This window comes from Rhizobium sp. R86522, from assembly GCF_042466255.1.
GTDB lineage: Bacteria > Pseudomonadota > Alphaproteobacteria > Rhizobiales > Rhizobiaceae > Allorhizobium.
Genome location: NZ_JAXHBX010000001.1, coordinates 1,088,967 through 1,112,002 on the forward strand (window position 1 = coordinate 1,088,967; position 23,036 = coordinate 1,112,002).

Consider the following 23,036-nt stretch of genomic DNA (forward strand, 5'->3'; position numbering starts at 1 on the left):
AGTAGGGGGCTTACCCGGGTCCGGGCATCAAGCTCGTCCTATGTCAGAGCTTACCTTCGTCCTCGAAGGTTTCCGTCCAGTCGGCGATCAGCCCGTCAAGCGCTTCCTTGGCGGTGCCATTGCCAGCGACGACATAATCGTGGAAGCGCTTCTGCGATGCCTGAAGGAGCGACGCATAGGACGGCTCGGCCCAGAAGTCCTTCACGATTGCCATGCTGTCGAGGAAGGTCTGTGCATAGGGCTGGCTCTTGGCGAAGTTCGGGTCTTCGACCACGGCGCGAAGGCACGAGAAGCCGCCCATGGACCACCATTTGTCCTGCACATCCTTCTGGGCGAACCACTTGATGTAGGCCAGCGCGCCGTCCATGTTGTCGGTATTGGCGACGACCGAAATGCCCTGGCCGCCGAGCTGGGCGAACTTCTCGCCGCCTGGGCCCGCGGGATTGACGAGATAACCGGTCTTGCCGCCGCCGACATTCGGATCCGCCTCGAACCCCGGCCAGGTGAAGGCGAAGTTCATCTGCATGGCGACCTGGCCCGACTTGTACGCGTCAATGCCTTCGCCCATGTAGGTGTTCGACGTGCCCGGCGCGACGCAGCAATCATAGAGCGACTTGTAGAATTCGAGGCCCTTCACGGCGCCTTCCGAATTCACGAAGCCTTCCATCTCATAGGGCTTTTCGGGGTTGTCGTACTTGAAGCCATAGCTGTAGAGCACGTCCATCACGCCCATCGTGATGCCTTCCGAGCCGCGCTCGGTATAGATCGAGGCGCCGTAGACGGTCTTGCCATCGATCTCCCGGCCCTGGAAGAATTCGGTGACCTGCTTGAGTTCGTCGAAGGTTGCCGGTGGCGTCAGGTCGCGACCGAACTTTTCCTTGAAGGCTGTCTGGATTTCCGGGCGTTCGAACCAGTCCTTGCGATAGGTCCAGCCGACCACGTCACCAAAGGCCGGTAGCGACCAGTAGTTCGGGGTATTCTTCGGCCATTCCGAATAGCCTGTGACGGTTGCCGGCACGAAGGCATCCATGCTGATGCCTTCCTTGTCGAAGAAATCGTTGAGCTTCACATACCAGCCGTTTTCGGCGGCACCGCCGATCCACTGGCTGTCGCCGATCATCAGGTCGCAGAGCTTGCCGCCGGAGTTGAGCTCGTTGAGCATGCGGTCGGCGAAGTTCGGCCACGGCACGAACTCGAATTTCATCTTGATGCCGGACGAGGCCTCAAAATCCTTGCTGAGTTCGACCAGCGCATTCGCCGGATCCCAGGCGGCCCAGCAGAGTGTCAGTTCCTTTTCATCGGCATGCGCCACGACAGCGCCGAAACTCATTGAAGATCCGACTGTCGCGGCAGCAAGCAGGCCTTTCACATAAAGGGATTTCATCATGTCATCCTCCCAGCGCCGTCCGGTCTCCAACGGATGGCGAAACGCCCTTTCGGGCCAAATGCCGGCTCCGGACCCTCATCCTGGCCGGCCTCCTCCAGCGGAACGGGCGGCGTTGCTTGCGCCGACCTGAGCCACGTACAAGGCTAATTGATGTGCGCACCTCAAAGCAAGTCGTTTTTGAGGTGCGCACATCATTTCTTGCGTTTTGCCGCGATTTGAAGGAAAGCTCTGCCAGGGGGAAATCAGCAGGAAGTCTTTATGCGTCCTACAGCGAAGGATCTGGCCGAGGCTGCGGGCGTCAGCCTTGCGACTGTCGACCGTGTCTTGAATGACCGGCCCAATGTGAGCCCGAAGGCTGCTCGGCTGGTGAACGACGCGATCGAGCGGATCGGCTTTGTGCGCAACCCGGCAGCCGTCAGCCTGGCCCGCAGCAAACTATATCGCTTCCTGTTTCTGCTGCCGGTTAGCGGCGATATGTACCTCACTGAACTCCTACGCCATGTGGAGGAGCTGACCGTTGCGTTGAAAGGCGACCTCACTGAAATCACCTGCCGTCAGATCGCGACCGACGATGCACATGGCATCGCAAAGCTCCTCTCCGGTCTGGACAGGGAGACCGTTGACGGTGTTGCCTTAATGGCGCCCGAGTCCCCGCAGGTGCGTGACGCCATGGCCCGGTTGCTTGAGCGCAATATCAAGGTTGTGCAGTTTCTTTCCGGTCAGGAGAAACTGCCTGAGGCTGATTTCGTCGGCATTGATAACTTTGCGGCTGGAGCAACCGCTGGCAAGCTGATGGGCATGCTGGCAGGTTCACAGCCTGGGAAAGTCTTGGTGATTGCAGAAACCATGCAATCGCTCGATAGCATCCAGCGCCGCCTCGGCTTTGACCAGGTCATCAACCAGATGTTTCCGCATCTGACCTGCCTGCCTTCGATCGAAACCCATGCCGATGAGGCACGCACGCGGCAGGTGGTTGGCCGCGTGCTGGCTGGCAATCGCGACGTAGCTGGCATCTACGTGCTGAGCGCAGAGGCTCGCTTGCCGATCCTGGCAGCTTCTGGAAATGTTGAGCTGAGTAGAATTGCGGTGGTTGTACACGAGCGAACGCCTTTTACCGAACAGGCGCTTCGCGACGAGGTGATCGATGCCGTCATCGCACAAGATCCGGGCCATGCTGTGCGCAGCGCAATTCGTATCATGCGCGCCCGATCGGATGCCCGCGAGCCGCTGGCTGCACAGGAAAAGATCCGTATCGAGATCCTGCTCAAGGAAAACCTCTAAGCGCGACGTCTGAGCGGAGCCGTAGGCGTCAGGTCAGTCGTGTGGCTTGCCGATCATTGCCTCACCTTGCGGAGATGCGAGTGCGGCGCAACCAGCAGTCCAAGAGGCAGGGCAACAGAGGGCCGCCTGGTTCAAGTCGATGCCATGGGGGAGGCCGTGTCCCGGCGATACTTTTCGATGAAGGCGTCGATCGCGAGTGCACGGATGTCAGGCAGGCGGCCGCGCAGCGTGTCATGGTGCCAGTCCCACCAAGCGATATCGAGCAGTGCGTCGGCCTGCTTTTCGCTGAAGCGCCGCTTGATGAGCCTTGCGGGAACGCCGCCGACGATCGTGTAAGGCTCGACATCCTTCGAGACGACCGCACCGGCGCCGATCACTGCGCCGGTGCCGATTGTCACGCCTGCAAGTACTGTGACGCCGTGGCCGATCCACACGTCGTGGCCGATGGTCACCCAGTGATCCTTGCGCCACTGGAAGAAGTCGGTGTCGTCTTCGCCCAGCCCGTATTGTGCAGCTCGGTAGGTGAAGTGGTGCTGGCTTGCGCGCCAAGTGGCGTGGTTGCCGGGATTGATGCGCGCGCCTTCGGCAATCGAGCAAAACTTGCCAATCGTCGACCATACAACGTTGCCGCCCTTGACGATGTAGGAATAGTCACCGAACTGACTTTCCCGCATGCTCACATGGGCCTGGATCTCGGTCCATTTGCCGAGTTCGCAGCCGACGACCGTCGCCGTTTCATGGATGGTCGGAGCTTCCGACAGCATTTTCATTTCGCGTGTTCCCATTTGCCGATGAACCGCTCGCGGATTGCGCCGGAGATGGCGTCGATGACATAGACCATGGCGATGATCAGGAAGATGATCGACCAGGCCTCGTCCCATCGATAGGCGCCGATGCGGTCGGAGAGGATGAAGCCGATGCCGCCGGCGCCGACAATGCCGAGAATGGTCCCTGAGCGGACATTGGATTCGAAGTTGTAGAGGGTGATTGAAAGAAGCACCGGCCAGACCTGTGGCAGCATCCCGAAGCGGATGGCCTGGGAGCGAGACCCTCCGGAGGCAACAACGCCCTCAACGGGCTTCTTGGAGATGTTCTCGATCGCCTCGGCGTAGAGCTTGGCAAGAACACCTATTTCGCCCACCGCGATCGCGAGCACTCCGGGAAGTGGGCCGAGGCCGAATGCGCGGATGAAGACGAGCGCCAGGATCAGCGTCTCGAAGGCGCGGATGATGTCAAAACCGCGCCGAACGCCGAAGCGAAAGAAGGCGAAGCGGTTGATGTTCTTGGCGCCGAGAAAGGAAAGCGGAAAGGCGAAGACGGCGCCGAGTAGCGTGCCGAGAAAGGCCATGGCCAGCGTTTCGCCGAGGCCCGTCAGGATGTCGCTCAACGGATCCCATTCCGTCCAGATATGCGGTGGGAACATGAACGAGAGAACACGGCCGAGGCGGCTAAGGCCGTTGACGATGCGTTCCGGCGTAAAGCCGAAATCATAGAGGCACCAGGCAAACAGCGCGGTAAAGCCGAGCATCAAACTCCAGCGCTTCAGCCGCGTCTGCATGGACGGACGGAAGGCGAGCGGCATGGACTGGCGCAGCGCCAAGATTTCCGCGCGGGTAACGGTTGTCATCAGTGGATCCTTTCCATGCCGATGATCCGGTGGCGCAGCTTTTCCGAGCCCCAATCGATCACAAAGACGGTGACGAAGACGATGATGAAGAGCGCCGACAAATCGGTGTATTCCTGCAACGATACGGCAGTGCGAAGCTCCTGACCCAGGCCGCCGGCGCCGACATAGCCGATGATCGAGGACGAACGCACATTGATCTCGAAACGCAGCAGCGTGTAGCTGATGATGTTCGGCAGGATCTGCGGCACCGCGCCATAGCGTATCTGGTCAGCCCAGCTGCCGCCCGCCGATTTGACGCCCTCCAGCGGGCGCATGTCGATGTTCTCGTTAACTTCCGAATAGAGCTTGCCGAGTGCCCCGCAGGTATGGAGCGCGATCGCCAGCACGCCCGCCATCGGGCCGACGCCGAAACAGAAGACGAAGATCAGCGCGAATACCAGCTCCGGCACCGTGCGGGCTATCTCGAGATAGCGACGCGACAGCCAGAGCAGCCACCTGCTGGGGGAGAGATTGCGCGCTGCCGGGAAGGACATAACGAAGCCGCCCGCGACCCCAAGCGCGGTTGCCATGAAGGCAATGAGCACGGTTTCGAGGAGGAGCCAGCCCCAGACCTTCCACCGCCAGAACCAAGCAGCGAGATCTGCGCCAAGCGTTTCCCACGACAGCTGAGGAATAGTCTTGGCAAGATATTCGCCGAGCCGTGGCAAGCCTGCGAGCAGGATCCAGCGTTCGGCTCTGCTGCCGTCAGAAAGCGTGATCTGGCTGACCTTCAGGAGATTGGAGAAATCGGCTGTCACAACAAAGGCGATTAGTAGCGCCGCCGTCACGACGAGGAAGGTAAGCCGGCCGCGGGCGCGCTGGCGGGCGTAGGCGCGTTCGAAATCCAGCACCGCCTCGGAAGGGGATGCGGCAGGGGCGAAGGTCATGGCGTTTCCCTGTAAAAAAAGGGGCGATCCCTATCGAGATCGCCCCATCTGCGTTTGCGTGGGATCAGCTCTTGCGCTGGGCCTTCAGCCAGGCGCGCATGTCGACGATCCACTGGTAGCGGTCATGGTCGACCTCGACATAGCCTTTGGCCGTCGAGTTTTCCGCGCCGGTCATTTCCTTGTGGGCTGCCGGATCGGCTTCCGGAACAGCCTTTACGGCGGCCTGCATGTCGGCGATCAGTTCAGCCGGCAGGTTGGCACGGGCGGTGAACGGACCGGAAGTAATCTCGGGCGACTTCCAGATGTTGCAGACCTCGCCTTCCTTGATCATGCCCTTGGTGACCATGCGCTGCGGAATGCCGCTCTTCTCGTTGTTGATATAGGTGGCGGCGGCATCGAACTGTCCGTTGACGACGCCTTGAACGCCGGCCTCGTGGCTGCCGGAGAAGGGCGTGGCCGAGAAATAGGTCGAGGGTTCGAAGCCCTGCTGCACGAGGTTGTAGTTCGGAACAGCATAGCCGCTGGTGGAATCCGGATCGGCGAAGGCCAGGACCTTGCCCTTCAGGTCCTCGATCTTCTTGTAGGGGCTGTCGCAGCGCACCGTGATGACCGAGAAATAGCCGGTGGAATCGTCTTCCTGAACCGCGGTCAGGAGCGGAACGATGCCGCCATCGGTCTCGGTATAGGCCGCAGCATAGGCGGAGGAGCCGAGGAAGGCGAATTCGATCTGGTCAGCGGCGAGCGCCTGGACGACACCGTCGTAATTGCCAGCGGTGAAGAGTTCGACGTCGATGCCGAGGGTCTTTTCAAGATAGGCCTCGAAAGGCTTGTAGCGAGCAACGCGATCCTTCTCGTTCTCGCCGGACAGGACGCCGAAGCGGACGACCTTGTAGTCGGACTTCCAGTCAGCAGCGATGGCCGGCAGGGAAGAAAGCGTGAGGAGGGCTGTGGCGGCGATGAGACGCATTGGTATTCTCCCAGAGGTTGATCAGGCCGGAATCGCCGACCGGATGGAGGTCGAGGTGATGGATTCGTTGAACTCGGTGAGGCCGGAACCGCCGTAGATGTCACGAACGACATCGTCGGTAAGATTGCGGGCGCTGCCGTCGAACATGACGATGCCGGAGCGCATGGCGATGATCCGGTCGCAATAGGCACGCGCGGTGTCGAGCGTGTGCAGGTTGACGATAACGGTGATGCCGTCCTCGGTGTTGATGGTGCGCAGCGCTTCCATGACGCGCATGGCGTTGCCGGGATCGAGGCTGGCGATGGGTTCGTCGGCAAGCAGGATGCGCGGCTCCTGCAGGAGGGCGCGGGCGATCGCGACGCGCTGCTGCTGTCCGCCTGAAAGCGTGCCGGCGCGCTGAAGGGCCTGGGGCGCGAGATCGAGCCGGTCGAGCGCGCGGATCGCCAGCGCCCGTTCGGCGTCGGAAAAACGCATCGCCATGGAACTCGCAAAACCATGCGACGAGATGCGGCCGACCAGCACGTTGGTCAAAACGTCAAGGCGCTCAATCAGGTTGAACTGCTGAAAGATCATCGCACATTCACGTCGCCACTGGCGCAGCGCCCGTCCATTGAGCGACGTGATCTCGCGGTCACCAAAATGGACGCTGCCGTCGGTTGGATCGATCAGCCGATTGATGAGGCGCAGCAGCGTGGACTTGCCGGCGCCAGAGCGGCCTATGACACCGACGAACTCTCCGGCGGCGATGTCGAGACTGACACCGCCGACGGCTCTGGTCTGGCCAAAGGTGCGGCCGAGCTTGCGAAGGGAGAGTGTGTTCTTTTCCATGAAGCGATCATGGAGCGCCTCTGTGACAGCGACATATCATCCGAATGAATTTAATTTGGAGGATTTGCGACAGTTCTGTAGCAGCCTCAGCGGCGCTCCAAGCCCTGTAGACAAGGGCGAAAGAGAAACGGGCCGTGCAATGCACGGCCCGTCAGACTGCGACAGGTTCTTTAGCGATCTCACGCCGCTTGAGCGAAGGTGAGCGAACCGTCGGAATAGATTTTGCGGCCACCCCGGAAGACGCAGCGGACATGGCCGATGCCATTATCGTCGGCGACAAGAAGGTCTGCTTTTTTTCCGACCGCGATCTCGCCGCGATCGGAAAGCCCGAGCGCCTGGGCTGGATTGGACGTCGCCAGCCGGCAGGCACCGGAAAGTCCGTGCTTGTCGGTCTTTGCCAGTTCCAGCACCGCCGGCAGGATGGCCGAGGGATGATAATCGGCGGCCAGGATATCCAGCAGTCCGGCGGCATGAGCGTCGCGCGCCGAAAGATTGCCCGAGTAAGACTGTCCGCGCAGTGCGTTTGGCGCGCCCATGGCGTTCATCAGGCCGAGCCTCTTCGCCTCGGCGGCGGCCTCGATGGTGACCGGGAACTCGCTGATCAGGACACCAAGCGAATGCATCAGTTGAACCTTGGCGACGGTGTCGTCGTCATGGCTTGCGATCGCCACACCATGGGCGTAGCAGGCCTTCGAGATCGCATCCAGCGTATGCGTCATTACGTCAGCCGGCTGGGTGCGTTCCTCGATGCGCCGCGCGATCGACTGCGCGGCCTCTTCGAGGCTCATACCCTTTTCGCGAGCGAGCTTTTCGATGTGGCGCTCGACATCGCGATACTGCCCCTGTCCCGGCGTATGATCGTTGAGCGAGATCAGATCTACGGAACCCTCGGCGATCAGCTCCTCGATCACGGCGAGCGCCTTGGGGAAGGTGATTTCGAAGCGGGCATGGACTTTGTGATCGACCAGGAGCTTGCCGCGCATGGTCTTGATCGCGCGGATGACGCTGCTGGTGTGCTCGTAGCTGCGCAGGTGCCCGTAGGTCGAGGCAGGACTGAAGGATAGCGCGGCATAGGCGGTCGTGACGCCAGAAACAGCAAGCCGGCGGTCGAGATCGCGCAGACCGAGCTCAAGCGGCATGCGCACATTCGGCCGTGGTTCCACCTCGCGTTCCACCATGTCGCCGTGCATGTCGATGAAGCCCGGCATAAGGATCAGGCCTTGCGCCGACATATCGGCATTGGCGACAGGTCTTTCCGAAATTTCGGCGATCATGCCGTCTTCGATGCGCACAGCACCGTTCGGCAGCACGCGGTCTAGCAGCACCACCCGGCAATCAGAGATCCACATTGGCAAGTTCCTCAAAGGCTTGAAGTTCGATTTCCCGGTCGATGAGACCCGCTACATCGCCCGGGTGGTGAAAGACGCCGATCATGGCGACACCCTGCGCCTTGAGGTCGGCGAGACGGTCGACCAGCGCCTTTCGGGCGCCGGCATCGAGGGAGGCCGTTGGCTCGTCGAGCAGCAGCAGCCGCTGCGGCAGGATGAGCGCCCGGGCGAGGTTCACCTTCTGCTGTTCGCCGCCGGAAAAGGTGGTGGGAAAGGCTTTCCAGAGATTGCGCTTGACGCCGAAGGCCTCCAGCCAGCGCCGTGCCTCGACGAGCGCTTCCTCGCGCGGCATGCCCGCTTGGCGCAAGGGTTCTGCGACAATATCCTCGGCCGGAACCCGCGGACGGGCGATCAGGAATTGCGTGACGAAGCCGATCTCGCGCCGGCGCAGAAACGCGATATCGACATCGGCTGCCCTGGCAAGGTCGATGCGGCCCTCGGCTGTATGGTACCAGATATGCCCCGCGCGCGGCAGATAGCTGCGATAGAGGGTGCGCAGAAGCGTCGATTTGCCGACGCCATTCGGCCCTCTCAAAAGCAGGAACTCGCCGGGGTTCAGCGTAAACCCTATGCCTGAAAATGCGTGAAGGTTCTGGTCGAGATGGTGCATGTGGAAGGTTTTCGAGAGGCCTTCCACCTCCAGGACGGGCTGCATGGCGGCCTCACAATTTGGCGTGAACGAGTTGCTGGGTGTATTCGTGCTGCGGATCCTGAAAGATCTGGTCGACCAGGCCTTGCTCGACCACGCGACCGCGCCGCATGACCATGACCCGGTCTGCCATGGTACGGATCACGCCGAGATCGTGGCTGACGATGACCATGGTGATCGCGCGGTCCCGCTGCAGCCGTTTCAAGGTGTCGAGCACCAGCGCCTGAACGGAGACGTCGAGGCCGGTGGTCGGCTCGTCCAGCAGCAGCAGTGCCGGTTCGAGCGCAATTGCCTTGGCGAGCTGCACGCGCTGCTGCATGCCGCCGGACAGTTCGATTGGCCGCGTATCCATGCGCTCTAACGGGAACTCGGAGGCATCGAGCGCCTCTCGTGCCTTTGAGCGCAGTTCGGCGAAACTCCGCTCGCCAGCGATTAACAGTCGCTCCGCCACGTTGCCGGAACTGGTATGACCCATCAGCAGGCCGAGATGCGGGTTCTGGTAAACGATGCCGATATGGCGCGCGCAAAGCATGCGGCGGGAGAAGCGGTCGAGATCGAACAGGTTGCCGTCGAGCTCCGGCAGGGCCAGGCGATAGTCACCGCTGTCGGGTGTGTCCTCAAGGTTCATCATCCTCAGAAGCGTGGACTTGCCCGAGCCGCTTTCGCCGACGATGCCGAGTACCTCGCCGGGATAGACGGTGGCGGAAACGTCCTGAAGTGCGACCACCTTGCCGAAGCGTTTGCTGACGTCGGTAATTGTCAGAAGCGGTGGGGTTGTCATCAGTTGCGGCGCGTTCTGCAGCCGCTCAGCCAGAAGTTCTCCGATCATGGGCGGAATTCTCCGTTCTTGTACCAAGTCTCGCCCTGTTCCACGTTCAGCCCCTCGGTGCGGCGGATCGCCTTGATGCCGAAATTGCTGTCGGACAGCTCGAATTGCGAGCCGCCGTCGTTCTGTGGGATCTCGTTCATGAAATAGCCGCTGACGCCCGAGCGGTGGCAGGTGAGGGCGGAATGGTCCTCGACCTTGTAGGGCACGTCGGAGAAGACCAGCGGCTCGACCCGCGTGAAAGGTGGCACGGCGTAGAGCCGCTTTTCGCGCCCAGCCGAGAGAAAGGTCAGGTGCCTTGCCATGTCGAGCTTCGGCACGTCCCAGCGCGGGATCGGCGAGGGGGTCATGACATGGCGGCCGTTGACCAGCGAAGGATAGGCCGCGCCCTGCATGATGCGGCCCGAACGCACGATCTGCTCATAGAGCGTCAGCCACAGCCGGCCGTAATCGGCGTCGGCATGCATCTGGCGGGCGATCGACATGTTGGGCTCGACCGGGCGCAGCGGTTCGGGATTTGGCACCTGCAGCACGAGGATCTGATCCTCGCGCAATTTTTCCTCAGGGATACGGTGCCGGCTCTGAATGATCGTTGCCTCCTGCGTGTCCCAGGTCTCACCGGCGCCGGATACGCGCGAAAGGAATTGGCGGATCGAGGCGGCGTTGACGCTGTCGTCGGCGCCCTGGTCGATCACCTTGATCACGGAGGAGGGCTTGATCAGGGTCAGCGTCACTTGCAGGCCGCCGGTGCCCCAGCCGCGCGCAATCGGCACCTCGCGGCTGGCATAGGGCATCTGGCAGCCGGGCACAGCTATCGCCTTCAGCATCTTGCGGCGCAGCTCGCGCTTGGCCGAGGCATCAAGGAAGCCGTAGCTGAAGGCTTCCCATGGCTTTGTGAGTGCTGAAAGGCTCATGCCGGCTCCTTCACGAGCTTGGTGGTTTTCGTGGCGTCATCGGCAGGGGGCGCCGTCTTCTTTGCGTCGCGCAGGGCGTCGAGCGAAGACTGGAAGGTGACGTAGTGCGGCAGCTTGAAATGGATGCAGAAGCCCGAGGCTTCCACGGGTTCGGTGTGGTAGAGGAAGAATTCCTCGTTGACGGGTGAATTCTGATCCGCCGCTGCCGAATTCAGATCCAGCGTCGCGCCAGCGATGGTCTTGATTTCGTTCCAGCCGAGTGTCGCGCAGAAGCCGAGCTGAAGCTGGCCGCCTTTTCCTTTGCTCGTGACTTCCGCCTGCGAGACGCGAACGCGACCAGCCGAGAAAACCGTGCCCGCCGGATGGCGCACACGCACCTCCGCTTCTGCAAGTCGCAGCTCGTTGACGGTCGGATGCGCATTGCCATAGCCGCGCATCGCCGAATAGCCGAGTGCCAGCACACCGCCGGTGTCGGCGCGAGCCAGGCTTTGCAGCGTATGGGCACGCTTGGCCGGAAACAGAAGCGGCTCGCGGGTGAGGTCTGGAATGTCGTCAGGGGCGACTTCGTCGGCGGCGGCGTCGGCGACCAGCCCTTGCGCCTTTTGCCAGGCGGCAAGCGACGGCTGGCGTGCCGGCGCAGGTTTTGCCGCAGGTTCGACCGGGGTCGGCTCGAATGCCTGGCCTTCCAGCACGCCGGTCGCCAGCAATCGGTGTGAATAGTCGAGCGTCGGGCCGAGCACCTGACCGCCGGGAATATCCTTGAAGGCAGCGGAAATTCGGCGGTGCGTGAAAAGGCTTTCCTGCGTCACCGGTTCGGCGATCGCAAGGCGCGGCTGGGTGGTGCGCCAGGCACGCAGAAGGAGCACCGCCTCGTAAAGGTCGCCGCCGGCCTGGGCGAGCGCAAGTGCTGCCAGATCACGGTCGTAGAGCGAGGCCTCGCCCATCACGCGGTCGATCAGGTAAGGCAGGCTTTCGCGGACGTCCGCGACGCGCTCCATGTCAATCGTCCCCATTTCGGCGCGGTAAAGCCTTTCAGACTGTTCAATGGCGCGTTCACCGCCTCGAGTTGCCACATAGGCCATCAGAGCACCTCCACCGTGGTTGAGCGTGGCAGACCGACAACACGGTCTTCATCGACGAAGAAGAGTTCGAACCCGGTCGGGTAGAGGCAACGCGTCGCGCGAAGCGTCCAAACATCAGGCCTGAGGCCGCCGAGGCGGATATCCTCATAAGTTTCGATGCCGGGGCCACGCAGGCGAAGCCCTTGTCCCTCGCCAATTCTCGCCCTTGAAAACACGGTGGCGCCATCATCGGGATAGAGATGCGACCCCGCGGGCACGACGGCCAGATCGCGCAGGCCCGCCTCAGTTTCCAGATCGATAAAGGCGTGGTCGGCGTCGCGTGCGCCGGTAATCGCCGCTCCGGTCGAGGCGATCAGCGGCAGGAGCGTCTTGTGGCCCGAAAAGACCCGGCATTCGCGGTCAATCAGCGTTTCGACGATGGCCTCCAGGCCCGGCTGTGGCAGTGTCTGGACAGTGCCGGGGCGGGCGAGCGCCCACATCAGGGCGTCGTAGGTGGCATTGTGAAGCCGCTCCAGGTCGTTTGGAACGGGGACAGCAATCAGGGCGGAGGCATCCATCAGAAGGTCTCCATGTCTACACGGGTCGCCTCGACCGCGCGAAGGCGCTCTGTGTCTGCGCCCATGATCTTCAGGGCCTCATCTTCCACGAAGTCACTGATGCGCGCGGCGAGGGTTTCGATCGATCCGGCTGCATCCACGATCGCCATTGCCATGGCGCGCTCGAGGTCGCGGCCAACGATCATGCCATAGCCTTCAGTGCCGTTGGACCGGAGCCGGATATGCGCCTCTGCCACCAACACCTCGCCGAGATGAAAATCTGTGCCCTTTACCGTGTCGCGCATCGGCAGCATCGCGAGCCCTGTGCGGCTCTGAATGACGTCGATCGCGCCGAGCGGTGCAAGAAGCTCTTCCGCGAAGGCCTTCAGCGCGGCTGTATTGGCGCGCGCAAGGGTTTCGAGCCGGCGGGCGTGGGCGTCGCCCGGCGCACTGGCATGCTGGAACTGTGTTGTCATGGGGCCTTGCCCTCCTCGCCCACGAAGGGGTCGTCGAGACTGTCGAAAGAAAACTGGACGCGGTCGCCTGCCCAGACCGCCTCGGAGTAACCAAGCGCGGTGCCCTTGGCATCGACGTCGATCTTTGTGACGACCATGACCGGATGATCTGGGTGTTGCCGCAGCAGTCTGGATTCCTCCGGCTCGGCGCGGCGGGTGAAGATGGTGGTGCTCTTGCGGAAATAGTCGGTGACCCCGTGGTCACGATAGATTTCGGTCACGGAAACGCCGGCCTCACGGCGCACGCCTAGGTCCGGAAAGAGCGCTATCGGATGAAAGGCGATGCCGAGATTGATCGGCATGTCGTCGGCCAGACCCCGCCTCATGATCCGATGGACCTCGGCCCCGCGTGCGATCCTTAGCGCCTCCGCTACACGGTCGGGTGCCGGCACGATTGTTGAGGAGAGGTGCTCGGCGGAGGGCTTGTAACCCTGTCCGGTCAGGTTCTCGCGGAAACGCGTCCTGCGCCCGATCTGGTAGTTTATCAGCCGGGTCGCCTCGACGAAGGTGCCGCGCCCCTGTTCAACCCTGAGCTTGCCCTCGACCGCGAGCGCCGATACTGCACGCCGGACAGAGTGGCGGCCAACGCCGAAGACCTCGCACAGCTCGGGCTCCGTCGGCAGCCGCGTGCCGGGAGCAAGTTTGCCTGAGGCGATGTCACTGGCCAGATGGTCTTTGACGATTTGCCAAGTGTCTCTTTGCATGCGCTATCCATGATTCATTCGAATGAATCATGGATAGCGTACGCGTATGACGCGGCGATGACGCGGCCTTGATGCTCAGGACAGGAAATTGGGTTTGGGTTAGCGAGGTACGATCAGTGCGGCTGCATGCACGAGCGAGGAGGGCGGACTGCGAATCTTAGCGTCTAGATGGCAATTCCACCAACAGAGAATTCTGTATAGATGCGCATCTATAATATCTGGAGAACATAAATTGCTTTATTTGCAAACAATCCGTTGGTGGTTCTGGTGTGAAATTTCGTTTTTGATAATGTTTAACCATCAAATTGCAGTCGCTGCAGTCTCATTTATGCAAACTACGAAATGGTTAGTGGTAATCTCCCGTTTTAACGGGGTTCTGCAGTAGAATTCACGCAGCCATTTTCAGTTTCTGTGCGGGTGTGATGCCGCCGATGCTCAATTGGGCCGTTCGTTGTTTTAGGTCCATAGCCATTGTGTGGCGAATTCCTGTGCCTCTCGTGGGTCACGGGTCTGTAGAGAAAGCTTGAGTGTCGATGCCTTTTTTTGTGGATGTAGCTGCTTTGGTAGTGGCCAACGCAGATAGAACACACCGCATCGCGACTTCACGAGATAGGACGGATTGAACAAACAAATGTTCCTCTTGGATGTCTCCCCCAAGAAATCCAATATCTAAGGCATTGATTTTAAACGAAATGGTGGGCCCGGAGGGACTCGAACCCCCAACCAAGCGGTTATGAGCCGCCGGCTCTAACCATTGAGCTACAGGCCCAGCCCGGCGTGATGCCGTCGGGCGGGTTATGGTCACCCCGCACCGGTCACGGGCTCTAACGCAATTTCAGGTATGCGACAAGCCTCTGCCGCATTGGCTTCACAATCACGCGTCATCACAGATGTCGGAAGGGCATCTGTGCCGGGTGAGACGAAGAGGTCCGCCGGCACTGCGGGACAAAGGACATATTCCATGCTGAAAATTACACGCGCGCTCGTCATGGCCACGGCTCTGTCGGGTTCGGTTCTCTCGACCGGCTTTGTTGCCCAAGCCGTGGCTGCCGAGGGCGAGCGTCGCGAGGCGACGATCATGGTCTCGGGTGAGGGTGAGGCTGCGATCGCGCCCGATATGGCCGTCATTTCGCTTTCCGTCGTTCGCGACGCAGAGACTGCTGGCGAGGCGCTCTCGGCCAATAGTGCTGCCATGAGCGAGGTGCTGGCAGATCTCAAGGCGCAAGGGATTGCCGAGAAGGACCTGCAGACCACGGATTTCTCGATCCAGCCTAAATACAAGCAGGAAACCAGAACCGATGGCACCTACGAGGCGCCCGTGATCGTCGGCTATACCGTCAGCAACGGTTTGACCGTTCGGGTGCGTGACCTTGCCAAGCTCGGTGAGATCATCGATCGGTCGGTAAAGCTCGGCGTCAACCAGGGTGGCGGCATCACCTTCACCAATGATGATCCGGAGACGGCGATCGAGGTGGCGCGCAAGCAGGCGGTCGAGAAGGCCGCCGCCAAGGCGAAGACGCTGACGGAGGCCGCCGGCGTCAAACTCGGCCGTGTCGTTGAGATCTCGGAGAATTTCGCCCGACCGATGCCGCAGATGTATGCCGCAGCGCCGATGGCGAAGATGGCGGACGAGTCAGTGCCGATCGCATCCGGCGAGAACCTTTATACGGTGACCGTCAACGTCACCTATGCGATCGAGCAGTAAGCGCCAACGCTGTTGCGAGAAATGAAAGAGGGCCGGTCTTCCGGCCCTTTTGTCTTTGCTGCATTCGCCGACGGTCAGACGTCGAGCGGGTGTTCCGAAATCATCTTGGTCAGGCTGCCTTCTGCCGGGAAAAGCGGGATCAGGCAGGCCTGCAGGGCGTGGTAGATGTCGCCCTTGCCGGGGAAGAGGCTGTTGCACGGCTTGCCGTCCTCGGTCAGTTCCTCGTGCCAACCGCCGAACTCGCGGTCGAGGCTGTTGCCGGCGATGTAGTTCCAGATCTTTCGGTAGCTCTCCTCGTGGAAGTCGCTTTCCTGATGCTGGTTGAGGAAGTGCGCAGCCGCTGCCCCTTCGCAGAGCGGCCACCAGAGCTTTGCGCGCTTGTCGGGGGCATTTTCCCAGTCGAGCGTATAGAAAAAGCCGCCCTTGTCCTTGTCCCAGCCGAGCGCCATGGACTGGAAGAACAGGCCGCGTGCCGCCTCCGGCATCCAGGCCTGTCGCTTGCCGCCGAGTACCCAGAGCTGCAGGATGAGGCGGGCCCATTCCAGCCAGTGGCCGGGCGTGGTGCCGGCCGGGCGGAACATTTCGTTCGGATGATAGTAGTTGCGGTCGACCACCCAGTTTTTATCGAAATGCTCAGCGACGCGGAAGGCTTCTTCGCGGGCGCGGCGGTTGATGATCAGGTCGGCTATGCGCTCGGCCTTTTCGAGGTAATGCCGCTCGCCGGTCGCCTCAAAGGCAGCCATCAGGCTTTCGGTCAGATGCATGTTGGAGTTCTGGCCGCGATAGCCGGGCACAGGTTGCCAATCGGCGGAAAATTCTTCCGCGATCGCGCCGTGCTCGTCTTCCCAGAATTTCTCGTCGATCACCTGGGTGATGTCCGCCAGCATGGTGTCGGCCAACGGATGGCCTGCGCATTTGGCCGAGGTGGCCGCGAGCAGGACGAAGGCGTGGCCGTAGCCCTGCTTCGTGTCGTCGGCAGCGCCTGTGTCATCAGCCTGCCAGAAGTAACCACCATTCTTTTCATCGCGGTGGCGTTCCCAGAGATAGCGCATGCCGTGGTCGACGATGTCGGCCGAACCCGGGCGACCAAGCAGATGGCCAATCGCGTAGCAATGCACCATGCGGGCGCTGGCATGGATACCACGCGCCGGATTGTCGGTTGAGAGAGGCTTGCCGTCACGCGACAGGTCGTAGAAGCCGCCCTTCGGGTTGAGGGCCGTGCCGGAGAAGAAATCGAACAGACCGTCTGCCTGTGCCAGCAGCCATTTGCGGTGGTAGGGGCGGGCGCTCCAGGGGGTAGATGGCAGCTGCTGTGATTGATTTTCCGACATTTCTTCCTCCCTGGACGTATCGTTGAGCTTTCTATAGCCGATCGCCGACGCCGCTTCCACCGCCTGACCTTTGTCACGCACAAGTGGATCAATTGTTGACATAAAGATATCTTTATGTGATTTGGGCGTGTCGCATACGCAATAGGAGAGTTCGCAGATGCTCGATCAACTGTTCGGCCGCGAGGGCGCAAACCGTGACGGGGCGGAGATCCTGAAGGCGCTGCAAGAGGCAGCGCGCGAACGCATCCTGATCCTTGACGGCGCCATGGGGACTGAGATCCAGGGCCTGGGGCTGACGGAAGACGACTTTCGCGGCGAACGCTTCCTCGGCTGTGCCTGCCATCAGCAGGGCAATAACGACCTCCTGATCCTCACCCAGCCTGATGCCATCGAAGACATCCATTTCCGCTATGCGATGGCGGGTGCGGATATTCTTGAAACCAACACCTTTTCGTCGACGCGTATTGCTCAGGCCGACTACGAGATGGAAGGGGCGGTCTACGACCTTAACCGCCATGGTGCGGAACTCGTGCGCCGGGCGGCTTGGCGCGCCGAGCGGGAGGACGGCAAGCGGCGTTTCGTGGCCGGTGCCATCGGGCCGACCAATCGTACGGCGTCGATCTCGCCCGACGTAAACAATCCCGGCTACCGTGCCGTCTCCTTCGACGATCTTCGCCTTGCCTATGGCGAGCAGATCGACGGCTTGATCGATGGTGGTGCCGATCTCATCCTGATCGAGACGATCTTCGATACGCTGAACGCCAAGGCTGCGATCTTTGCCTGCGAGGAGCGCTTCCTCGCCAAGGGCATTCGCCTGCCTGTGATGATCTCGGGCACGATCACCGATCTTTCAGGCCGGACGCTCTCCGGCCAGACGCCGACGGCCTTCTGGAATTCCGTACGCCATGCCAAGCCCTTTGCCGTCGGCTTGAACTGCGCGCTCGGGGCAGACGCCATGCGGCCGCATCTGCAGGAATTGTCCGGTGTCGCCGATACCTTCATCTCGGCCTATCCGAATGCCGGTCTGCCGAATGAGTTCGGCCAATATGACCAGAGCCCGGAAGAGATGGCGGAGCTCGTTGCCGGTTTTGCCGAGGAAGCCATCGTTAACGTGGTCGGCGGCTGCTGTGGCTCGACGCCTGCGCATATCGCGGCCATTGCCGAGGCCGTGAAGGGCAGGGCGCCGCGTGCGCCTGCCGAGCATCGGCCCTTCATGTCGCTCTCGGGGCTCGAGCCCTTCGAGCTGACCAAGGACATTCCCTTCGTCAATGTCGGCGAGCGGACGAATGTCACCGGTTCTGCCAAGTTCCGCAAGCTGATCACGGCTGGTGATTATTCCGCAGCGCTCGTCGTCGCGCGCGATCAGGTGGAGAATGGCGCGCAGATCATCGACATCAACATGGATGAGGGCCTGATCGATTCGGAAAAGGCCATGGTCGAGTTCCTCAACCTGATCGCGGCCGAGCCTGATATCGCCCGCGTGCCCGTGATGATCGACTCGTCGAAATTCGCGATCATCGAAGCTGGCCTCAAATGCGTGCAGGGCAAGGCGGTGGTGAATTCCATCTCGCTCAAGGAGGGCGAGGAGAATTTCGTCGCCCAGGGCAAGCTCATCCGCAATTATGGCGCCGCCGTCGTCGTCATGGCCTTCGACGAGAAGGGCCAGGCGGATACCTATGATCGCAAGGTGGAGATCTGCCGGCGCGCCTACAAGATCCTGACGGAAGAGGCGGGCTTTGCGCCTGAAGACATCATCTTCGACCCGAACGTCTTTGCCGTCGCGACCGGCATCGAGGAACACGACAATTACGGCGTCGACTTCATCGAGGCGACGCGGACGATCCGGCAGGAAATGCCGCTGGTGCATATCTCGGGCGGCGTGTCGAACCTCTCCTTCTCCTTCCGTGGCAACGAGCCGGTGCGCGAGGCTATGCATGCGGTGTTCCTCTACCACGCCATTCAGGCGGGCATGGACATGGGCATCGTCAATGCCGGCCAGCTCGCGGTCTATGAGAGCATCGACAAGGATCTGCGCGAGGCCTGCGAAGACGTGGTGCTGAACCGCCGAAAGGACGGGACCGAGCGGCTGCTGGAGATTGCCGAACGCTATCGCGGCACCGGCGAGGCGAAGGTGCGTGTGCAGGACATGACATGGCGTGAGTGGCCGGTCGAAAAGCGGCTGGAGCATGCGCTGGTCAACGGCATCACCGAATTCATCGAGATCGACACGGAAGAGGCACGGCAACAGGCCGAGCGTCCGCTGCATGTCATCGAGGGGCCGCTGATGGCGGGCATGAATGTCGTTGGCGACCTTTTCGGGGCCGGCAAGATGTTCCTGCCGCAGGTGGTGAAATCTGCGCGGGTGATGAAGCAGGCGGTGGCCGTGCTCTTGCCTTACATGGAAGAGGAAAAGCGCCTGAATGGCGGCACTGGTGAGCGCCAGGCGGCCGGCAAGGTGCTGATGGCGACCGTGAAGGGCGATGTGCATGACATCGGGAAGAACATCGTCGGCGTCGTTCTCGCCTGCAACAATTACGAGATCATCGATCTTGGCGTCATGGTGCCGGCCACCAAGATCCTCGAAGTGGCGAAAGCCGAGAATGTCGATGTCATCGGTCTCTCCGGCCTGATCACGCCCTCGCTCGACGAGATGGTGCATGTGGCGGCCGAGATGCAGCGTCAGGGCTTTACGGTGCCGCTTCTCATCGGTGGTGCAACGACGAGCCGGGTGCACACGGCGGTGAAGATCCATCCGCAATACAAGGCGGGCCAGGCGATCTATGTCACCGATGCCAGCCGTGCCGTGGGCGTGGTTTCGGCGCTTCTTGCCGAGGACGGCAACGAGACCTATGTAGACGGTATCAAGGGCGAATATGCCAAGGTGGCCGAGGCCCATGCGCGGGCGGAAGCCGAGAAGCAGCGCCAGCCGCTGGCGTCTGCCCGGGAGAATGCGGTCAAGGTCGACTGGAGCGCTTACAAGCCGACCAAGCCGAGCTTTACGGGCACCAAGGTGTTCGAGACCTATGACCTCGCCGAACTCGCCCGCTATATCGACTGGACGCCCTTCTTCCAGACCTGGGAGCTGAAGGGGCGCTATCCTGCGATCCTCGAGGACGAGAAGCAGGGCGAGGCGGCGCGACAGCTGTTTGCCGATGCGCAGGCGATGCTCAAGAAGATCATTGCGGAAAACTGGTTCCGGCCGCGTGCGGTCATCGGCTTCTGGCCGGCCAATGCTGTTGGTGATGATATCCGGCTGTTCAAGGACGACAGCCGGGCGGACGAGCTCGCGACCTTTTTCACGCTGCGTCAGCAGATCGCCAAGCGCGAAGGCCGGGCCAATGTGGCGCTCAGCGATTTCGTCGCACCTCTGGAGACCGGCGTTCCGGATTATGTCGGCGGCTTCGTCGTCACCGCTGGCATCGAGGAAGTGGCGATTGCCGAGCGTTTCGAGCGGGCCAACGACGATTATTCCTCGATCCTGGTCAAAGCGCTGGCCGACCGGTTTGCGGAAGCCTTTGCGGAGCGCATGCACGAACAGGTGCGCCGCGAGTTCTGGGGCTATGCGCCCGACGAGGCCTTCGCGCCGGAGGAGCTGATCTCAGAGACCTATGCCGGTATTCGCCCGGCGCCGGGTTATCCGGCCCAGCCCGATCATACGGAAAAGCTGACGCTGTTTTCGCTGCTCGATGCCACCGCTGCGACCGGCGTGACGCTCACCGAGAGCTATGCCATGTGGCCTGGCTCCTCCGTCTCCGGCCTCTATATTGGCCATCCCGACAGCTATTATTTCGGTGTCGCCAAGGTCGAGCGTGATCAGGTCGAGGACTATGCGGCGCGCAAGGGCATGGATGTGCGCGAGGTCGAGCGCTGGTTGGGGCCGGTGTTGAATTATGTGCCGAAGGCGGTGGCTGCAGAGTGATTGCGGGCGTCCGCTCAGAAGTGGAAGGCTGGAGAGCGCAGAGCGTTCAAGGGATTGAGATTGTCCATGGCATGAAGTGCGGATTGCATGACCTCTCTGGAGCTACCGGCAGCTAGCTCGTCGGTGGCCTGCAGGTCGTTCTCCCGGATGAGGTCCTCCAAGGACAGATCCAGTAGCGCCCATGCTTGGTATATTGCCGAGCGGAAGGTATCGAGGGTGTCCTGGTCGCGCTCCGTCAGAGTAGCGATGGAGGCGTTTTCAACAGGCGATGCCGTTGACGGAGGCTCTGAACTCACAATGCCATTGGTGACGGTAGTGGAACCTGGATCTCTCTGCGCGGTCTCCATGCTGTCGCGAACGAGCTCGGTATAGTCTGTCGCTGCGTTTCCAAGCTCCTTCCCGATGGCCGCTGCACGTTGCGCCAGAAAGGCCGGCGAGACGGAGAACTGACGGAGGATCCGCATTTCCTCTTTAGCCCGATCGAGGCGGTCTTCCGCGATCTTGCGACGTGTCTCGGTCAGCGCTTCTTCCAGGCCGGAAAGCAGATTGTGATCAGGCTCGGAGCCTGTTGCGTGGACGGCAACCTCGCCCCCGCCGGTCTTCAGCTCTTGTGTCTGAACGCGATCCGTTTTTCTGGCTTCCAACCGGCTTGCCGAGGCACTTTCAATGCTGATCACCGGGGCGGCCTCACTCGATTTCCTCAACACGTTCGAAAATTCAAGCGAAGTATGCACGCAGAAGATTGATTTAGCTTTACCGTTAGTTGCCTGCGTGCGGCCGTCTCTTTGTGGCTGCGTCTTCTTCTCCTCGCTTGCGGGGAGAAGGAGCCCGAAGGGTGAGGCGCAACTCGTTGCGCCGGGGATGAAGGGCTCATCCTTTCCTTCACCTTCCTCACAAACCGATTCCGAATTCGGCGGTAAGTTATTGAGGCAGATTCCTAATTGCCTTCGCGCCTGCTGCCTTTAGCCTGCCTGAGAGCAAAGGCTTCTTTACGGCTGATGTAGACGAGATTTCTCTCTTCAGTCCCGGATGCCTGGGGGACCGCTCCAATCCTTTTCGCGACCGCGATGGAGGCGAGGTTCTCAGGGTGAATGACGTGGATTGCTTCGGTCCAGCCAAGTTCCTCAAACGCCCAGATAAGGCAGGCTGTCGCAGCCTCCGTCGCATATCCTCTTCCCCAGACGGTGCGATGAAACGCCCATCCGATTTCTCGCCCGGGCCAGCCGGGCGGGTACCATGCACCAGCGCGACCGACCCATCGGCCAGACGCTTTCTCGATGACGGAGAAATTACTGTATCCTTGGATGCTCCAGGCACCTGCAAAGAGGCACAGATTGCGCCAAGCTCCAGCCTCATCCTGCGGTCCGCCAATGAAACGCGTCACTTTCGGATCAGAGAGGAATGCTGTCCATGCCGAGCGATCCGAAGTGTTGGGCGCGCGCAGAAGAAGGCGTTCGGTTTCTATCATGTGGCGCCTCCTCGTTCCGGCCCGGACGTGCGTTTAGCTTTCCTTTGTCACAACAGGATGACCGTTCATTGCCTTTACGCGTCCAGCCTCAGCAGGATCGCCGTCGTGTCGTCGCTCTGCTTGTAACGCGGATATTTCAATCCGTCCGGGTCCACCTCACGCTCCATATGCCGCAGTTCTGACACCAGCGATTTCAGCCCGGCTGTCGCGGCGCGCTGGATGAGCGTGGCGGGGTCGTAGAGCTTGTAGAGAGCCACAAGATCGGCGAGGCCGTCGGAGCAGAGGAGGGCGGTGGCGCCGCCGCCGTAAACGGGGACGTCGACCAGAGCGAGGTGATCGGCGGCTTCGGGGACCACGCCGAAGGTCCAGGTCGAGCCACTTGGCGTGTTCTGCAAGGCGCGACCACGACGCAGGTCTTCCAGCGTCTGCGGGTCGTCATTGGCGACGCCGGCCGCGCCGATGCCGCCGAGGCGGGCGATGTGCTCTGCCGCCCGATGTTGCTCCCATTCATAGGCACCGGGGATCGGGATGACGAAGTCGGATTGTCCGTTGTCATGCAGGATGTACATGCAGCTGTCGCCGAGGCCAAACCAGCGGAAAACGGTGCTGGTCGTCTGCAGGGCGGTCAGGCTGCAGAGCGGCCAGGCGTAGCGCGGCTGTTCGCCTGCCATTGCCATGAACGTGTCGCGGGCCTCTTCTGAGACCTCTCGCAGAACAGCTTTCGGATCAGCGCCGCCATCGAGGCGTTCGGCGAAGCGGAGTGCTGCGAATTCCGCGATCCAGGCGGCGTCCGAGCCGAAGCCATCCATGAACTGGCGGTCGCCAAGGCCTGTCGCGCCGTCGATGACGAAAGCGGCATGCCTGTTGTAGCCGAGGCGATCCTCGTTAGGTCTCGTGTCTTTGCCGGGGTCTGAAATGGTGTCGATGATGGAAATCTGTGGCATGAAGGCCTCGCGCTGAAAACGTCGTGCCGGAGGTATCCG

Annotated in this window: 22 protein-coding genes and 1 tRNA gene; 3 read left to right on the forward strand and 20 right to left on the reverse strand. The window is 61.3% G+C overall.

What is annotated here, in order from left to right:
- Positions 1 to 43 precede the first annotated feature (43 nt).
- Positions 44 to 1,330, reverse strand: a complete 1,287-nt coding sequence (locus tag SJY08_RS05180) for an ABC transporter substrate-binding protein (RefSeq protein WP_236759398.1) — start codon at positions 1,328 to 1,330, stop codon at positions 44 to 46.
- Positions 1,331 to 1,645: 315 nt separating this feature from the next.
- On the opposite strand from SJY08_RS05180, the gene SJY08_RS05185 reads away from it, so the two are divergent.
- Complete coding sequence (locus tag SJY08_RS05185; RefSeq protein ID WP_377274910.1) at positions 1,646 to 2,668, forward strand: LacI family DNA-binding transcriptional regulator; 1,023 nt, start codon at positions 1,646 to 1,648, stop codon at positions 2,666 to 2,668.
- 131 nt (positions 2,669 to 2,799) lie between these two features.
- On the opposite strand, the gene SJY08_RS05190 is transcribed toward SJY08_RS05185, so the two are convergent.
- From SJY08_RS05190 to SJY08_RS05260, 15 genes are all read right to left on the reverse strand, one after another.
- The gene (locus SJY08_RS05190) at positions 2,800 to 3,438 is read right to left on the reverse strand and encodes a DapH/DapD/GlmU-related protein (protein WP_377274911.1); all 639 of its coding nucleotides are present in this window, start codon (positions 3,436 to 3,438) and stop codon (positions 2,800 to 2,802) included.
- Positions 3,435 to 4,295 (reverse strand): phosphonate ABC transporter, permease protein PhnE, encoded by an 861-nt coding sequence (gene phnE / locus SJY08_RS05195; protein ID WP_377274912.1) that lies wholly within the window; start codon positions 4,293 to 4,295, stop codon positions 3,435 to 3,437. Before phnE (SJY08_RS05195) ends, SJY08_RS05190 begins: the two co-directional genes overlap by 4 nt.
- Positions 4,295 to 5,221 carry a phosphonate ABC transporter, permease protein PhnE gene (gene phnE, locus SJY08_RS05200; RefSeq protein ID WP_377274913.1) on the reverse strand — a complete coding sequence of 309 codons (927 nt, stop codon included), beginning with the start codon at positions 5,219 to 5,221 and terminating at the stop codon, positions 4,295 to 4,297. The genes phnE (SJY08_RS05195) and phnE (SJY08_RS05200) overlap by 1 nt, the downstream gene beginning before the upstream one ends.
- 64 nt (positions 5,222 to 5,285) lie before the next feature.
- Complete coding sequence (gene phnD / locus SJY08_RS05205) at positions 5,286 to 6,188, reverse strand: phosphonate ABC transporter substrate-binding protein (RefSeq protein WP_054151615.1); 903 nt, start codon at positions 6,186 to 6,188, stop codon at positions 5,286 to 5,288.
- A 21-nt stretch (positions 6,189 to 6,209) separates the two neighbouring features.
- Positions 6,210 to 7,016 (reverse strand): phosphonate ABC transporter ATP-binding protein, encoded by an 807-nt coding sequence (gene phnC, locus SJY08_RS05210; protein ID WP_069040994.1) that lies wholly within the window; start codon positions 7,014 to 7,016, stop codon positions 6,210 to 6,212.
- Between the two features lie 179 nt (positions 7,017 to 7,195).
- A complete protein-coding gene (locus SJY08_RS05215; RefSeq protein ID WP_377274914.1) occupies positions 7,196 to 8,365 on the reverse strand; it encodes an alpha-D-ribose 1-methylphosphonate 5-triphosphate diphosphatase in 1,170 nt (389 codons plus the stop codon).
- Positions 8,352 to 9,059: a phosphonate C-P lyase system protein PhnL gene (locus SJY08_RS05220; RefSeq protein ID WP_377274915.1), complete on the reverse strand. Its 708-nt coding sequence runs from the start codon at positions 9,057 to 9,059 to the stop codon at positions 8,352 to 8,354. The genes SJY08_RS05215 and SJY08_RS05220 overlap by 14 nt, the downstream gene beginning before the upstream one ends.
- A 7-nt stretch (positions 9,060 to 9,066) precedes the next feature.
- On the reverse strand, positions 9,067 to 9,882 hold the full coding sequence (locus SJY08_RS05225; protein WP_377274916.1) for an ATP-binding cassette domain-containing protein: 816 nt from the start codon (positions 9,880 to 9,882) through the stop codon (positions 9,067 to 9,069).
- The gene (locus tag SJY08_RS05230) at positions 9,879 to 10,793 is read right to left on the reverse strand and encodes an alpha-D-ribose 1-methylphosphonate 5-phosphate C-P-lyase PhnJ (RefSeq protein WP_377274917.1); all 915 of its coding nucleotides are present in this window, start codon (positions 10,791 to 10,793) and stop codon (positions 9,879 to 9,881) included. The genes SJY08_RS05225 and SJY08_RS05230 overlap by 4 nt, the downstream gene beginning before the upstream one ends.
- A complete protein-coding gene (locus SJY08_RS05235; RefSeq protein ID WP_377274918.1) occupies positions 10,790 to 11,875 on the reverse strand; it encodes a carbon-phosphorus lyase complex subunit PhnI in 1,086 nt (361 codons plus the stop codon). Before SJY08_RS05235 ends, SJY08_RS05230 begins: the two co-directional genes overlap by 4 nt.
- Positions 11,875 to 12,432 carry a phosphonate C-P lyase system protein PhnH gene (gene phnH, locus SJY08_RS05240; protein ID WP_377274919.1) on the reverse strand — a complete coding sequence of 186 codons (558 nt, stop codon included), beginning with the start codon at positions 12,430 to 12,432 and terminating at the stop codon, positions 11,875 to 11,877. Before phnH ends, SJY08_RS05235 begins: the two co-directional genes overlap by 1 nt.
- On the reverse strand, positions 12,432 to 12,887 hold the full coding sequence (gene phnG / locus SJY08_RS05245; protein ID WP_377274920.1) for a phosphonate C-P lyase system protein PhnG: 456 nt from the start codon (positions 12,885 to 12,887) through the stop codon (positions 12,432 to 12,434). The genes phnH and phnG overlap by 1 nt, the downstream gene beginning before the upstream one ends.
- Positions 12,884 to 13,630, reverse strand: coding sequence for a phosphonate metabolism transcriptional regulator PhnF (phnF, locus tag SJY08_RS05250; RefSeq protein WP_377274921.1), 747 nt, complete (start codon positions 13,628 to 13,630; stop codon positions 12,884 to 12,886). Before phnF ends, phnG begins: the two co-directional genes overlap by 4 nt.
- Before the next feature lie 456 nt (positions 13,631 to 14,086).
- On the reverse strand, positions 14,087 to 14,236 hold the full coding sequence (locus SJY08_RS05255; protein WP_377278479.1) for a DUF6538 domain-containing protein: 150 nt from the start codon (positions 14,234 to 14,236) through the stop codon (positions 14,087 to 14,089).
- An 87-nt stretch (positions 14,237 to 14,323) separates the two neighbouring features.
- Positions 14,324 to 14,399, reverse strand: a tRNA-Ile gene (locus SJY08_RS05260).
- A gap of 192 nt (positions 14,400 to 14,591) precedes the next feature.
- Here SJY08_RS05260 and SJY08_RS05265 point away from each other — a divergent pair.
- On the forward strand, positions 14,592 to 15,335 hold the full coding sequence (locus SJY08_RS05265) for an SIMPL domain-containing protein (RefSeq protein WP_377274922.1): 744 nt from the start codon (positions 14,592 to 14,594) through the stop codon (positions 15,333 to 15,335).
- 74 nt (positions 15,336 to 15,409) lie between these two features.
- Here SJY08_RS05265 and SJY08_RS05270 read toward each other — a convergent pair whose 3' ends face one another.
- Complete coding sequence (locus SJY08_RS05270; protein ID WP_054151753.1) at positions 15,410 to 16,666, reverse strand: AGE family epimerase/isomerase; 1,257 nt, start codon at positions 16,664 to 16,666, stop codon at positions 15,410 to 15,412.
- Positions 16,667 to 16,823: 157 nt separating this feature from the next.
- Between SJY08_RS05270 and metH the strand changes: the two genes are divergently transcribed.
- The gene (metH, locus tag SJY08_RS05275) at positions 16,824 to 20,585 is read left to right on the forward strand and encodes a methionine synthase (protein ID WP_377274923.1); all 3,762 of its coding nucleotides are present in this window, start codon (positions 16,824 to 16,826) and stop codon (positions 20,583 to 20,585) included.
- 14 nt (positions 20,586 to 20,599) lie between these two features.
- On the opposite strand, the gene SJY08_RS05280 is transcribed toward metH, so the two are convergent.
- The 3 genes from SJY08_RS05280 to SJY08_RS05290 all read right to left on the reverse strand — a co-directional run bounded on the left by SJY08_RS05280 (position 20,600) and on the right by SJY08_RS05290 (position 22,997).
- Positions 20,600 to 21,262 (reverse strand): hypothetical protein, encoded by a 663-nt coding sequence (locus SJY08_RS05280; protein WP_377274924.1) that lies wholly within the window; start codon positions 21,260 to 21,262, stop codon positions 20,600 to 20,602.
- Positions 21,263 to 21,522: 260 nt separating this feature from the next.
- Positions 21,523 to 22,053: a GNAT family N-acetyltransferase gene (locus SJY08_RS05285; protein ID WP_377274925.1), complete on the reverse strand. Its 531-nt coding sequence runs from the start codon at positions 22,051 to 22,053 to the stop codon at positions 21,523 to 21,525.
- Between the two features lie 74 nt (positions 22,054 to 22,127).
- Positions 22,128 to 22,997 carry a hypothetical protein gene (locus SJY08_RS05290; RefSeq protein WP_377274926.1) on the reverse strand — a complete coding sequence of 290 codons (870 nt, stop codon included), beginning with the start codon at positions 22,995 to 22,997 and terminating at the stop codon, positions 22,128 to 22,130.
- Between the last annotated feature and the right edge of the window lie 39 nt (positions 22,998 to 23,036).

Bases quoted from the DNA above. Each gene is read 5' to 3' on its own strand.
- SJY08_RS05180 (WP_236759398.1), bottom strand. From the start codon at position 1,330: ATGAGTTTCGGCGCTGTCGTGGCGCATGCCGATGAAAAGGAACTGACA.
- SJY08_RS05185 (WP_377274910.1), top strand. From the start codon at position 1,646: ATGCGTCCTACAGCGAAGGATCTGGCCGAGGCTGCGGGCGTCAGCCTT.
- SJY08_RS05190 (WP_377274911.1), bottom strand. From the start codon at position 3,438: ATGAAAATGCTGTCGGAAGCTCCGACCATCCATGAAACGGCGACGGTC.
- phnE (WP_377274912.1), bottom strand. From the start codon at position 4,295: ATGACAACCGTTACCCGCGCGGAAATCTTGGCGCTGCGCCAGTCCATG.
- phnE (WP_377274913.1), bottom strand. From the start codon at position 5,221: ATGACCTTCGCCCCTGCCGCATCCCCTTCCGAGGCGGTGCTGGATTTC.
- phnD (WP_054151615.1), bottom strand. From the start codon at position 6,188: ATGCGTCTCATCGCCGCCACAGCCCTCCTCACGCTTTCTTCCCTGCCG.
- phnC (WP_069040994.1), bottom strand. From the start codon at position 7,016: ATGGAAAAGAACACACTCTCCCTTCGCAAGCTCGGCCGCACCTTTGGC.
- SJY08_RS05215 (WP_377274914.1), bottom strand. From the start codon at position 8,365: ATGTGGATCTCTGATTGCCGGGTGGTGCTGCTAGACCGCGTGCTGCCG.
- SJY08_RS05220 (WP_377274915.1), bottom strand. From the start codon at position 9,059: ATGCAGCCCGTCCTGGAGGTGGAAGGCCTCTCGAAAACCTTCCACATG.
- SJY08_RS05225 (WP_377274916.1), bottom strand. From the start codon at position 9,882: ATGATCGGAGAACTTCTGGCTGAGCGGCTGCAGAACGCGCCGCAACTG.
- SJY08_RS05230 (WP_377274917.1), bottom strand. From the start codon at position 10,793: ATGAGCCTTTCAGCACTCACAAAGCCATGGGAAGCCTTCAGCTACGGC.
- SJY08_RS05235 (WP_377274918.1), bottom strand. From the start codon at position 11,875: ATGGCCTATGTGGCAACTCGAGGCGGTGAACGCGCCATTGAACAGTCT.
- phnH (WP_377274919.1), bottom strand. From the start codon at position 12,432: ATGGATGCCTCCGCCCTGATTGCTGTCCCCGTTCCAAACGACCTGGAG.
- phnG (WP_377274920.1), bottom strand. From the start codon at position 12,887: ATGACAACACAGTTCCAGCATGCCAGTGCGCCGGGCGACGCCCACGCC.
- phnF (WP_377274921.1), bottom strand. From the start codon at position 13,630: ATGCAAAGAGACACTTGGCAAATCGTCAAAGACCATCTGGCCAGTGAC.
- SJY08_RS05265 (WP_377274922.1), top strand. From the start codon at position 14,592: ATGCTGAAAATTACACGCGCGCTCGTCATGGCCACGGCTCTGTCGGGT.
- SJY08_RS05270 (WP_054151753.1), bottom strand. From the start codon at position 16,666: ATGTCGGAAAATCAATCACAGCAGCTGCCATCTACCCCCTGGAGCGCC.
- metH (WP_377274923.1), top strand. From the start codon at position 16,824: ATGCTCGATCAACTGTTCGGCCGCGAGGGCGCAAACCGTGACGGGGCG.
- SJY08_RS05285 (WP_377274925.1), bottom strand. From the start codon at position 22,053: ATGATAGAAACCGAACGCCTTCTTCTGCGCGCGCCCAACACTTCGGAT.
- SJY08_RS05290 (WP_377274926.1), bottom strand. From the start codon at position 22,997: ATGCCACAGATTTCCATCATCGACACCATTTCAGACCCCGGCAAAGAC.